This window comes from Vibrio sp. WZ-1 (assembly GCF_052037695.1).
Lineage (GTDB): Bacteria > Pseudomonadota > Gammaproteobacteria > Enterobacterales > Vibrionaceae > Vibrio.
Window position 1 is genome coordinate 1 of record NZ_JBQEQR010000027.1, and the last position, 11868, is coordinate 11868.

12 protein-coding genes are annotated in these 11868 nt (G+C 43.6%); 6 read left to right on the forward strand and 6 right to left on the reverse strand.

The features are described 5' to 3' along the window. Positions 1-108: 108 nt before the first annotated feature. Positions 109-252 carry a hypothetical protein gene (locus tag ACTS60_RS00470; protein ID WP_440886745.1) on the reverse strand — a complete coding sequence of 48 codons (144 nt, stop codon included), beginning with the start codon at positions 250-252 and terminating at the stop codon, positions 109-111. Between the two features lie 356 nt (positions 253-608). Here ACTS60_RS00470 and ACTS60_RS00475 point away from each other — a divergent pair, with 356 nt between their 5' ends. Together ACTS60_RS00475 and ACTS60_RS00480 are read left to right on the forward strand one after the other, a co-directional pair. Further along, positions 609-1088 (forward strand): hypothetical protein, encoded by a 480-nt coding sequence (locus ACTS60_RS00475; protein ID WP_440886746.1) that lies wholly within the window; start codon positions 609-611, stop codon positions 1086-1088. Positions 1089-1218: 130 nt separating this feature from the next. Then, positions 1219-1425, forward strand: coding sequence for a transposase (locus tag ACTS60_RS00480; protein ID WP_440886756.1), 207 nt, complete (start codon positions 1219-1221; stop codon positions 1423-1425). Between the two features lie 110 nt (positions 1426-1535). On the opposite strand, the gene ACTS60_RS00485 is transcribed toward ACTS60_RS00480, so the two are convergent. After that, positions 1536-1727 (reverse strand): hypothetical protein, encoded by a 192-nt coding sequence (locus tag ACTS60_RS00485; RefSeq protein ID WP_440886747.1) that lies wholly within the window; start codon positions 1725-1727, stop codon positions 1536-1538. Positions 1728-2167: 440 nt separating this feature from the next. Here ACTS60_RS00485 and ACTS60_RS00490 point away from each other — a divergent pair, with 440 nt between their 5' ends. Then, complete coding sequence (locus ACTS60_RS00490) at positions 2168-2533, forward strand: hypothetical protein (RefSeq protein ID WP_440886748.1); 366 nt, start codon at positions 2168-2170, stop codon at positions 2531-2533. A 225-nt stretch (positions 2534-2758) separates the two neighbouring features. Here ACTS60_RS00490 and ACTS60_RS00495 read toward each other — a convergent pair whose 3' ends face one another. Together ACTS60_RS00495 and ACTS60_RS00500 are read right to left on the reverse strand one after the other, a co-directional pair. After that, positions 2759-3139, reverse strand: a complete 381-nt coding sequence (locus ACTS60_RS00495) for a hypothetical protein (protein ID WP_440886749.1) — start codon at positions 3137-3139, stop codon at positions 2759-2761. 327 nt (positions 3140-3466) lie between these two features. Next, positions 3467-5404, reverse strand: a complete 1938-nt coding sequence (locus ACTS60_RS00500) for an LTA synthase family protein (RefSeq protein ID WP_440886750.1) — start codon at positions 5402-5404, stop codon at positions 3467-3469. Positions 5405-5796: 392 nt separating this feature from the next. On the opposite strand from ACTS60_RS00500, the gene cysS reads away from it, so the two are divergent. Next, a complete protein-coding gene (cysS, locus tag ACTS60_RS00505; RefSeq protein WP_440886751.1) occupies positions 5797-7170 on the forward strand; it encodes a cysteine--tRNA ligase in 1374 nt (457 codons plus the stop codon). Positions 7171-7240: 70 nt separating this feature from the next. Here the strand turns inward: cysS and ACTS60_RS00510 are convergent, their stop codons facing one another. Beyond that, positions 7241-8650: an MATE family efflux transporter gene (locus tag ACTS60_RS00510; protein WP_440886752.1), complete on the reverse strand. Its 1410-nt coding sequence runs from the start codon at positions 8648-8650 to the stop codon at positions 7241-7243. Positions 8651-9021: 371 nt separating this feature from the next. Between ACTS60_RS00510 and ACTS60_RS00515 the strand changes: the two genes are divergently transcribed. Beyond that, complete coding sequence (locus ACTS60_RS00515) at positions 9022-10902, forward strand: DUF294 nucleotidyltransferase-like domain-containing protein (RefSeq protein WP_440886753.1); 1881 nt, start codon at positions 9022-9024, stop codon at positions 10900-10902. Beyond that, the gene (locus ACTS60_RS00520; protein ID WP_440886754.1) at positions 10899-11648 is read left to right on the forward strand and encodes a 3'-5' exonuclease; all 750 of its coding nucleotides are present in this window, start codon (positions 10899-10901) and stop codon (positions 11646-11648) included. Before ACTS60_RS00515 ends, ACTS60_RS00520 begins: the two co-directional genes overlap by 4 nt. A gap of 5 nt (positions 11649-11653) precedes the next feature. Here ACTS60_RS00520 and ACTS60_RS00525 read toward each other — a convergent pair. Next, on the reverse strand, positions 11654-11868 hold a 215-nt coding region (locus ACTS60_RS00525; RefSeq protein ID WP_440886755.1), incomplete at its 5' end, for a hypothetical protein.

Consider the following 11868-nt stretch of genomic DNA (forward strand, 5'->3'; position numbering starts at 1 on the left):
GCGCAGAAATCATATACCTTTCGTTCTCAGTGAGGTGTGTGTATTTCATGTTTTTTACTTCTTGGCGGGAGCAAACTTCATGATTATCGCATCTCACTGTTTTTATGTTCAGAGGTGTCGCACTTCGTACTTGAATCCAAGCATAAATCTATTTGCAATAGCCGTATTTGCAATATGGTTATCAACCGCGTCATTTGCAATTGCGGTGATACCAACATTTCCACCTAATCTTTCAAAAAGTGAATTAGCCATTATTCAGTCCCTCTGTTGAGAATGTTTGTGATTACTATTTAATCACTATGGTTAAGTTTAGATACAGGTCACATTTTGTCTAATATAGATAGTGTTGTATTAGGATTCGTTGTCAAATATACAAAATAGTGCCGTGGTATCATGCACATAACAAACTGTTTAAGAGTGGTTCGCAATGCTTGGCATTTTTGCTATGCGTTGCGTTCAGCGTATAAGGTGGCCTACGGCGACTTCAGTATTGTGTTGTTCACCCCTTAATTGGGCGTTAGTCTTCAGGACATAGATTATGATTTAAATCAAAATGCCACTTATTTCATATTGTTATGATTCTTGTTCTTATAAATCAAGGTGATAATATGAAAAGCAAAACCAGCGTACTACTGTTAACATTACTTTCCGCCTCATCTTTTGCTGGAGACCCTGATTTCATCAACTTTGCGGTGAACCAAGCACATAAACAAGGCTTTAAAGGTTGTGATTCGGCAATAAAGAAAGTTTATGAAAATGCCGGAGGTACTGATATTCGAGTTAATGTTACTGTTGATAATAGTAACCCTAACTTTTTGTCAATGGTTAGTTCCTGGGGCTCTAAAGGTGATTCTGTATTTAATAAAACCACCTTTATTAAAGAAGGCAAAAAATGTCACTATGATTTAACTGGTGTATTACATACAACTAAATCTTGTTTAGCATATGCCAAAGAAAACTCCAGTTTTGACTACACAGCCGAAACTGGTGACTATATTTGGATGAAAAATAAAGGGGGAGTATTAATGCTGCTCCACCCTGCGGGTAGCGGTTGTGTTGCCACATACTCTTACGATCAAGAGTCGTAACTAATAGAAGCCTAATAAAGCAATTTAAGAGTGATTCCGAACGCTTGGCATTTTCAGATCAAAGTTAGGTTTCGCGTTTACGGCACAATGGGTTAGGTAGGTGGTAGCGTTGTTCACACCTACTTAACCCATCGTACACCGAAAAGAAGCAGTTCGTCTGGCAAGTCTTTCTGGTCGAACAGCAGTCTCCGTTGCCAAGGAGCTGGGCATCAGTGCCCAACAAATCCGGAACTGGAAGTGCCAGTTCACACGCCTATCAGATAAACAGTTTAACACCTTAGAACGGTGTCGATTACTCGAAGAAAGAGTCCGAAGAGCTTCGAGCGCAGGCGCATAACCTTCTTCTATAGCAGTTTACAGTAACTTCAGTAATCCGTTATTCATCACTCAACAGGGTGCTAGCTGGCTTTTTATCTCAAAGCCAGCTATGTCTCGGAATTTACAATTCTATTTTGGCAACAGCATTACTGACTTTAAGTTTGAGTTAAGGTCAAAATGTGCATTTACCTTTATATCATCTTTCTCGAATACAACATCATCAAAATCCGTCATGGTGATCTTAAAACCATTCTGTACGAATAGAGCCGTTACAGGGGTCCTCTTGCTGCTTTTAATAGCCGACTTAAACAATTTTTCCATGGTAATTTACCTTTATTTAGGGAGCTTGGACTAACATAACTGGCAATTTTTATGAGATCAATTGCGCATTTGATTGGAGAGGGCTATGGACTTTCCTCGAAATATTTAGGTATTCACATCGATGATTTTGGGTTTAGCATAACTATTTTAGGTCAATATGTTTTGGGTTGTTTTGTGAACAGCTTCTCGTTGCTTTGGTTGGTGGATAATTCATTAACTTGCTGTATGTTCCAGTAAGGAATCAATTTATGAGGACCGCATAAGTTAGTAGTTCACGTTTAAGGTGGATCTTTGTGTGTACGGCACAATGGCTAAAATTTGGAGGGATCGCATTTACTCTTAAGAGAGCGTTATAGCTACCGGTAAGATGTTTAAGATTAGGGCTAAACCTGTATTCATGAGCTTTAATATAAGTAGTGAACTATAACAGAGGTGGCAAAATGCTAAATGAACTAAATAATCGTCTTGCTATTGTGTCGGAAAATATTGCTCAGCTTGAAGGACAATTTGGCGAGTATTTTCGGCCTGAATGTTGTAAATGCGTAGTACAGGACCAAGAGGTTTTTCTTGAGTACCAGCATGATTTAATGTTTGAGGAAGCTTCTGGCCAAGCAGAGGCATTGTTGCGTTTCTTTAGTATCCCTACCATTAGCGGTGATACTCGTAATTTGTTGATTGATGTTTCCGGAAAGGGCGCTACTACTAAGTTTCACTTGGATTTATCGTGTACTGATGATGACCTGTTACTACAGTATCTTTGTTTCGAGCTTTTGTCTTTTTTCCAAAAAATTGCATCTAAGCCCTAATTCTTGATACTAGTTTCCATTTATAGTTAGGCAACGACTAAAGCGTTTAGAAAGAGCCTTAACATTTAGAATTTATCGCTGGTTTTACTTTGAATATATGTGTTGCAAGAAAAGCAGGCAGCGGAATTATGTTATTGCGCTGCCTACTGTTAAAGGGGAGGGTGTGGATGAGACCTTCCTTGCACTCTTTTTATATATTTGGGGACTAGGCGCCTTTCAATGGCACTAGTTACAACTCTCGTAACCTGAAGCTAAAAGCAGTTCTCGCTCATGCTTAATCAACTTGGCGCGATCTTCAATAAGTTCATTCAACGCTTGAGATGGTGTACTCGCGAGTTGTTTAAACGCCTCAAATGATTCCGCGCTATCAATTTTATCAATCATAGTGCTAATCACATTGCGGGCCTCGCAAGGGGCATCATTGGTGGTGAAGTATTCCACCTTCCTTGCCGCTACTTTCATTTCCGTAAGCAGTTCTAAAGGGCTGCTTTCTTTCGCTACCGACATGTAATTATCGAGTACACGTTTCGCATACAATAACTCTTGCAGTGGGATATCACGACCACTTTCAATCAGCGACTCATTAAGGATCATACTTGAGCTCATGGGCATTCCTTTTTATCAATAATTCAAACAATCTTGGACGCAATATTGAGTCTAATTTATTGGCCCTCTAAAGGAAATGCCTATTTAAACGTTTTTCATGATTATTTATGCTTATTGATTGGATAAATCCCCCAATTTCACTCGAATAGAGCTAAGAATTCTTAAGTTAAATCTGAGCTTGAAATTGGAATTTTGATTGAGTGGACAAAAAGGAAGTTGAAGAAAGCACGCAGACGGCACGTTCAGAACAATAGATAGGCTTAGCTTATGTTAGTTTTACTAGTCAGTGTAAATAGGAGCGCATGATGATGCGCTCCTATTGCCTAATTAGTTAATGGCCTTAGAAGAGTACCAGTTGTTTTGATAAGCTTTAGAGGCGAACAACGCATTGGCCTTCGCGCGTTCAACCACAGTAGGATCGACTTCAATTGGCTTCATCGTTTGGTTAACAAAGTCATATTTCATAGTGGATACTTTTTCACCTGGTGAAAACACAACAAGGTTGTCTCGAGTCAGATAACCAAAGTTCTTATCGTACTGCATCATTGCACGTTCGTCTTCACGAGCAAGAGGCTTAGTTAAGTCACGGCCGATCATCGGTGTTTTGGCATCAATACCAATCAATGATAATAGTGTTGGTGGCATATCGATGTTGTTTGCAATGCGGTCATCTTTGCGTGGCTTGATGTCTTTACCGATGATTAAAGCAGGGATGTGGAAGTGCTTCACTGGCACCAAGTTAGCACCGAATACGCGAGCATCGTGGTCAGCAATGACGATGAAAACGGTATCATCCCAGTATGATGATTGCTTCGCTTTGTCAAAGAATGTTCCCAGAGCATAGTCGGAATATTTAACCGCATTGTTTCGAGTCATGTATTCATCGTCGTATTGCTCAATTTTTCCTTGTGGGTACTCATACGGGCTGTGATTACTTGAGGTGAATACCAAGCTAAAGAAAGGTTTGTCAGTTTTCGATAAGCGCTCAAACTCTTGGTCCGCTTTAGTGTAAAGATCTTCATCACTTACACCCCAAGAACCAACAAACTCTGGGTTCTCGTAGTCTTTTTCTTCCACAATCTGGTCGAAACCGTTACCGAAGAAGAAGGTTTTCATGTTATCGAAGTTTGCTTCACCACCATAAATAAACTCAGTGTGGTAACCGCGGTTTTTCAGTAAGTCAGCAATAGTAAAGAAACCTGTTTGGCTTTTGCTTAGTTTGACCACTGCGCGCGATGGTGATGGCGGGAAGCCTGTTGTCACTGCCTCGATACCACGTACGGAGCGAGTACCCGTCGCGTACATCTGTGTGAACTGCCAACCTTCGTTCATCAATTTATCGAAGTTAGGAGTCAGTGGAAGACCACCAAGTGAACCGACAAATTGCGCACCTAAGCTTTCTTGCAGCAAGATCACCAAGTTCTTTGGTTTCCCTTGGTAAGTTGCTTGGTTGGTGTTCATTGTTGGAAGGGCTGATGGATCAAAATCAGACTTCGCAGAAGAGACACGAACGATGTCGAGCATCTTTTGGTCGTCCATCTTGCCGTAGAACTGTTCTGCATTTTTTTCTGATTTCATATTGTTGACTGCAAACAACAGTGAATAAGAAGAGTTAAGCGCGAGGTCGTTCATCAGCGGATCATTCGAAAACGCGACCATTGCTGGATTTAGTGGACGGTGACCTAGAGATGAACGAGCGCCAGCAACACCTATCAAAACCACTAAAATCGCAAGTACAGGACGCCATTTCCAGTTGACTTGTTGGGCGTTGTCGGTGAGCTTTTTACTCCATTTCCAACCAAGCAATAGTGTAATCACAGTGCCAAGAGTACCAATAAATAGCTCTAACTTGTAACCCGTCCAAAGCATGCTGAACACTTCTTTTGGATAAATAAGGTATTCAACAAATAGGCGGTTAGGGCGCAGATCGTACTCTTGAATAAACGGTGCAGTTGCGAGCTCCATGTAGACCAAGATCCATAGCCCGGCGACCATCCAACAGCGCAATACCCATTTCCAGCAATCGCCAATTTTTCCTTTCACAGGCAATAGGGCAGATAGCAAGCCAGGAAGGATAAACAACCAACAAACGGTTGCAAAATCAACACGGAGCCCTTGACCAAGAATGTAGATTAAGTCGTTAAAAGATTCGATTCGGTCAGAGAGCCAAATGGCCAGTAAAATCCTCGAAATGGATAAAAAAACAAGCGAAAAAAGCGCAAATACAGCAACAGGCTGTAAAGGCCCAAATGTGGGCTTCTTCATAAATATTCCCTAATCTACCGATGTGTTTGATTTTTATGGTGCGTCTTGTATCAAATGAAACGTGAAACAAACGTGAAATATAAGGCTTATTTATAGATTTAATTGTAATGATTGGTATGGGTTTGTAAGGGTGGGTATGTGAAGATTACTTGTCGCGAATTAATGTCATTTAAGAGGCAAATTAGCACAGGGTTGATTTTTAAAGATTTCTTATTTAGGGTGTTGGGTATGAACTATTTAGCTATTTTTATCTCGACTAATTGTTGTTGCTGCACCTCCCAAGACGTGCGGCGGCTTTCGCGTAGCTATTAGTTAGCAAAAAATCATACAGATATACCTAAGGCCGCCGACGTTTTCATCCGCGGCCTTTTTGCATTTAAAGGAATAACAATATGAGTCAGCCAACATTACAACTATTTAATACACTAGGGCGCAACCTTGAGCCGTTCAATACCATCGAAACAGGTAAAGTAGGTTTGTACGCATGTGGCCCAACGGTGTACGACTATGCGCATGCAGGGAACTTGAGAACCTACCTTTTTGTGGATGTGTTAAGACGTACGCTAGAGCTCAACGGTTACGACGTAAACCACGTAATGAACATCACGGATGTTGGCCACTTGGTGTCTGATGCCGATACCGGTGAAGATAAAATGGAGAAGGGCGCGAGAAAACAGAACAAGTCTGCTTGGGAAATCGCAAAGTATTTTGAAGACGTGTTTTTAGATGACCTTAATCGCTTGAATATCGTCAAGCCTTCCATCATTTGTCGCGCTACCGAGCACATTCAAGAACAGATTGAATTTGTCCTAGAGCTTGAGCAAAAGGGCTTCACCTATCAAACCTCCGATGGCGTTTATTTTGATTCAGCGAAGCTTCCGGATTACGGAAAACTTGCCAAACTTGATCGTGAAGGATTAGAGGCGGGCATCCGTGTCGAAATGGCAGAAAAAAAGAGCTCAACCGATTTTGCCCTTTGGAAGTTTAGCGGCGATACACCAAGACAAATGGAATGGGAAAGCCCTTGGGGAGTCGGCTTTCCGGGATGGCACATTGAATGTTCTGCGATGGCAGAGAAGTACCTAGGTGAAGTGTTCGATATTCATGTCGGTGGGGAAGACCATATCCCAGTTCACCACACCAACGAAATTGCCCAATGCCAAGCAAAGAATGGACACGTACAAGCGAATTACTGGCTGCATGGCTTCTTCCTTCAACTTAATAAAGAGAAGATCTCCAAGTCCGGTACGTCACTTCGTCTTGAAGCCTTGATCGAGAAAGGCTATGACCCGCTGGCTTACCGTTACTTGGTGCTGACCAGTCATTATCGCAGTCATTTGAGTTTTACTTGGGAGAGCTTGGACGCGGCGCAAATAGCTTTGAAACGCCTGAAAACGAAAGTGTCGGCACTACCCGAAGGTGGCAAAGTCGACCAAACGTATGTTGAGCGTTTTATGTCACTCATCAACAACGATTTAGCCATGCCACAAGCGATGGCATTGATGTGGGAGTTGCTTGGAAGTGCATTAAGCGATGCAGATAAAAAGGCAACGGCGCGCTATTTTGACCATGTGTTTGGCTTGGTGATTGATAAGCTAGAGGAAGAAGAAATCCCTCGCGAGATATTGGAATTGGTAGAGTTGCGTTTGCAAATGAAAAAGCAGAAGGAATACCAACAAGCTGACGAAATCCGCCAGAAAGTTACCGAACTCGGCTACAGAATCAACGATGCTGGTGATAGTTCAACGGTAAGTAAACAAGGCTAGTAAGGCAAAAAACAAAAAGGCTCACTGCGATAGTGAGCCTTTCTTATTGAAACGATCAACGCTCTCGTCGCTATTGAATCGCTAACTCAGGTTGCGAAGCGGTATTCGTTTCTGCGGTTTGGTTGTGCTTCTTAATTACCAGCGACAAGCGAATCAGCATTGCAAGTGCTGCAGTGCTTAAGCCGGTTACGATACCAATCCAGAAACCTTCTTCGCCCATTGCAGGAACGATTTCATCCGTGATACCCAGCAACATACCCAGTGGAAGCGCCAAGCCCCAGTAGGCTAGAATCGCCAGAATCATCGGGATCTTAGTATCTTTGTAGCCACGCAGGGCACCGTTTGCAGAGGTCTGTAGCGCGTCGCTGAATTGGTACATCGCAGTAAACGTCAGCAGAGTAGCCGCCGTTGCGGAAACTATAGGGTCTGTGGTGTACAAACGAATGATCCACTCTGGGAATAGCAGGAAGAAGCCGACTGAAATCAGCGACAGTAGCGCAGCGGTGACAATACCAACCAAACTGCGATGTGAAGCTGTTTCAAGCTTTTGTTCACCCAAAGCATGACCAACACGAATCGTGATGCCAAAGGAAAGGCTCATTGGGATCATGTACGTCATGCTAGAGATGTTCAGTGCAATCTGCGCCGCCGCAACGTTCTCAGCACCAATACGGCCAATCAATAGCGCAATCACTGCGAAGATGCTGCCACAAACCGCAATGTTCAAACCAATTGGCATGCCGAGTTTGAACAGCTGTTTGATCTCTTGCCATACCGGTTTTAACTCAGCGAAGTGCAGAATGTTTTTGTAGTGGTGATGGCTCTTAATGTAGCTAAACAATAGGGCTGACATCAGCCAGTAACCCAAGCTCGTAGCCCAGCCACAACCAACGGCACCCAATGCCGGCATGCCGAATTTACCGTAAATCAGAATATAGTTAACAGGGATGTTTACCAACAAACCAATCACAGAAATTAGCATTGGAGCGCGGGTGTTATTCATCCCTTCGCAGAAGCCGTTTAAGGTGTAGAAAAGCGCAATGCCCGGCACACCAAACGCCAATGCGACCACATAGTCACTCGCGATAGGAATGATCTCAGGCGCAACGCCTAAGCCAACGAGAATGGATTCACCGAGTAATAGGTAAACAATCAAAATTGCGCTAACGAACGCAGACAACCAAAGCATTTGAATAAATGCGATTCGTACGTTATCCAAACTTTGTGCGCCACGATGGTAAGCCACAACAGGCGTTAATGCCATGATGATGCCGCGAAGCAATAGCGAAACGGGTAGCCATAAACTGGTGCCAAGAGCGATCGCAGCAAGGTCGGCAGCACTCACTTGGCCTGCCATGGTGGTATCGATAAATCCCATCGACTGAGTGGCAAGTTGCATCAGAATGATAGGGATCGATAGGTGTAACAAAGCGCCCGATTCTTTAAAAAAGCGAGAAAAAGAGGAAGGTTTGTTTTGCATGGATGTAATTAAACACCAATATCAATGCACCAGTGGAAGCGGGATAGCGTTGTGCATTGTAGGGTGTACCGCGTAGGCAGGCGCAATATACGGATTTTTGTAATCAGGTTCAATATGTTATTTAGATCACAAGAAAACGATTGCTTTCATTGCATTTTGAGTTATTTACTTAATGAATGGGTGGTGGTTTTTAGTTCTGGGTTTTAGATGAATTAAAGTAACTAAGATGCCTTCGTTTCAATAATCATCAGTCATTATTCCGCTTTTCGATGGTTGAAAATTTTTTTATCTAACGTCTTGATTTATTTATTGTGTGATTATTTTCTTGGTGATATTTATCGCCTTAGTTTAGGCAATGCATGGAATAAAGAATGGAAGCCGAGCAATTAGAAGTACTCAATTTCATTAGCCAATACCCACCTTTTGATGATTTACCGGAAGAGCACCTAAGAAACATCGCAATGAATGCCGAAGTCGCGTATTACCGCGCAGGGACGGACATTCTCAAGAAAGGCGGTGACATTCGTGATTTATACATGATCCGCAGTGGCGTGGTTGAAATCTTACGCCGCAAAGGGGAGTTGTACAACCGTATCGATGCTGGTGGCTTGTTTGGACAAATGGGGTTGTTGATGAACAACCGCGTCCGTATGCCAGCCAAAGCGATTGAAGACACCTTAGTTTATTGCATTCCAGAGAAAATTTTCACTGAGTTGTGTGACGAGTTTGAAAACTTCGCCGATTTCATGGAGTTGGAAGATAGCGCGAGGCTGCGTACCGCCGTGTCAAACCACTCAGATGGGAATGATTTTACCACGGCGAAAGCGCGTAAGATCCTAAGCCGTGAACCTGTGACGTTAGAAGCCAGTGCAACGGTACGCGAGGCAGCAATATTGATGGCGGAAGAGGGCGTCACCGCACTTTTGATTGTCCGGGCGCCAGAAGACATTACCGAAGACGACGATGACCAATTGCTTGGTATCTTGACCGAGAAAGATCTGTGCGTACGTGTATTAGCTGAAGGACGAGACAGCGACATTCCTGTCAGTGAAGTGATGAGCTACGACGTCGTATCGCTCGATTACAGTGCTTACGTGTTTGAAGCCATGCTGACAATGCTACGTTACAACGTCCATCATCTGCCTATTCTTAAAGATAAAAAGCCTGTTGGCGTGATCAGTATGACGGATATTGTTCGTTATGAGTCACAAAACAGCTTGTTGCTTGTGAGCTCTATCTTCCAACAAAACTCAGTTGAAGATCTCAAAGCGGTTTCTAAACAAGTGAAAGACTGCTTTGTTCGAATGGTAAGTGAAGACGCGAACGCCCACATGGTAGGGCGTGCAATGTCGGTCATTGGCAGCAGTTTTAAACAACGACTGGCAGAGTTAGCGGAGCAAGAATTAGGTCCAGCGCCGGTTCCTTATTGTTTGGTGGCGATGGGGTCAATGGCGCGTGATGAGCAGCTTATCGTTACAGACCAAGACAATGCTCTGATCTTGGATAATAGCTACGATCCGGCGTTACACGGTAACTATTTTGCTCAGTTTGCCAAATTTGTTTGTGATGGTTTGGCGGAGTGCGGTTACTCCTACTGTACGGGTGACATCATGGCGACTAACCCAGAATGGCGTAAAACACGTTCAGAATGGGAAGAGTGCTTTGCGAACTGGATTGATAACCCAACCCCAGAGCGACTTCTGCACTGCAATATCTTCTTTGATTTACTTGGCGTACACGGACGTGTGAAATGGGCTGAGCAATTGAGCGGATTCATTGTGCGTCGTGCCAAGAAAAATAGTCGCTTCTTGGCTTGTATGGCGTATAACGCGATTCGCCGAACACCGCCGCTTGGCTTCTTCAAAGACTTTGTTATGGAGAAAGACGGACGCCATCGCAATTCCATTAATTTGAAGCGTCGCGGTACCGCACCAATGGCGGATCTGATTCGCGTGCATGCTTTGGCAATTGGCTCTCGTTCGCAAAACTCGTTTGAACGTCTGGATGACATCAATAACGCGGGCATTCTACCTAAAGGCCGAGGCATGGACTTAAAGGACGCCATGGAATTGATTTATATGGTGCGAATCCGACACCAAGCACTGGATATTGAAAATGGAGAAGAGCCCGATAACAACATCGAGCCAGAAGAAATGTCGGAGTTTGAACGTCGTAACTTGAAAGCCGCATTCCAAATCCTAAGTAACGCACAGAATTACATTAAGTTTCGTTATCAGAGAAGTGGCAAATGATGTGGTTTTCGAAACAGAAGCCGGATGCGGGCGATTTACTTAACACCAGTCAAACTCCAGATTGGCCAGCATTGTTTGAGCAACTTTCCGAGCAAGCGAAAGATACTCGGTTAAAACGTTATTACTCTGCGCCTATTGTGAATGGTGGTACGCCTTTAAAAGAGGTACCGTTTGTCTCCGTCGATTTTGAGACCACGGGTTTAAACGCAGAGGAAGACGCCATTCTCACCATAGGTTTGGTGCCATTTACCTTAGGGCGAGTGCAGTGCAGCGGCTCACGCCATTGGGTGGTGAATCCAAATCGAGAATTGAATGAAGAGTCCGTGGTGATTCACGGCATTACCGATTCCGAAGTGAAGAGTGCGCCGCAACTTGATCAAATTCTTGATGCCATTCTTGGTGAATTGGCAGGTAAGATTGTCGTAGTGCACTACAAAAACATCGAGCGACAATTCTTCAATAATGCCTTGTTAAACAGCATAGGTGAGGGGATTCAATTTCCAGTTGTAGACACGTTAGACATTGAATACGCAATTCAGAGGCGAGAGTGCGAAGGTTGGTTGAACAAACTAAAAGGCAAAAAACCGGGTTCGGTGCGTTTGGGGCATGCGCGTGAGAGGTACCATTTGCCGGCTTACCAGCCTCATCATGCACTTACCGATGCACTAGCGACCGCTGAATTATTACAGGCGCAGTTGCAATACCACTTTCATGGAGACATGCCACTGTCGCTGATTTGGCAATAGCCTTTCTAGGGTCTGTTGACCTTTTGAGCTGATTTTTGCAGCAGTTTGTGGGTTCTTCCTTCTTTATAAACTAAGAAAGAGGCAGAGGCTTTGAAATGTAGTTGCCCTACCTGATAAGCCGATAACGCAGTAGAAAGGAGCCACAAACGCTGCCCGAAGGGTTCGGCTAAAAGCGTTTTACTCTTTGTTGAGAGGATTTTGCTTAGAATAACTAGGCTAC

Excerpts from the sequence above, each read along its gene's own strand:
- ACTS60_RS00485 (WP_440886747.1), bottom strand. The coding sequence starts at position 1,727 with ATGGAAAAATTGTTTAAGTCGGCTATTAAAAGCAGCAAGAGGACCCCT.
- ACTS60_RS00515 (WP_440886753.1), top strand. The coding sequence starts at position 9,022 with ATGGAAGCCGAGCAATTAGAAGTACTCAATTTCATTAGCCAATACCCA.
- ACTS60_RS00500 (WP_440886750.1), bottom strand. The coding sequence starts at position 5,404 with ATGAAGAAGCCCACATTTGGGCCTTTACAGCCTGTTGCTGTATTTGCG.
- ACTS60_RS00510 (WP_440886752.1), bottom strand. The coding sequence starts at position 8,650 with ATGCAAAACAAACCTTCCTCTTTTTCTCGCTTTTTTAAAGAATCGGGC.
- ACTS60_RS00520 (WP_440886754.1), top strand. The coding sequence starts at position 10,899 with ATGATGTGGTTTTCGAAACAGAAGCCGGATGCGGGCGATTTACTTAAC.
- ACTS60_RS00490 (WP_440886748.1), top strand. The coding sequence starts at position 2,168 with ATGCTAAATGAACTAAATAATCGTCTTGCTATTGTGTCGGAAAATATT.
- ACTS60_RS00475 (WP_440886746.1), top strand. The coding sequence starts at position 609 with ATGAAAAGCAAAACCAGCGTACTACTGTTAACATTACTTTCCGCCTCA.
- ACTS60_RS00470 (WP_440886745.1), bottom strand. The coding sequence starts at position 252 with ATGGCTAATTCACTTTTTGAAAGATTAGGTGGAAATGTTGGTATCACC.
- cysS (WP_440886751.1), top strand. The coding sequence starts at position 5,797 with ATGAGTCAGCCAACATTACAACTATTTAATACACTAGGGCGCAACCTT.
- ACTS60_RS00495 (WP_440886749.1), bottom strand. The coding sequence starts at position 3,139 with ATGAGCTCAAGTATGATCCTTAATGAGTCGCTGATTGAAAGTGGTCGT.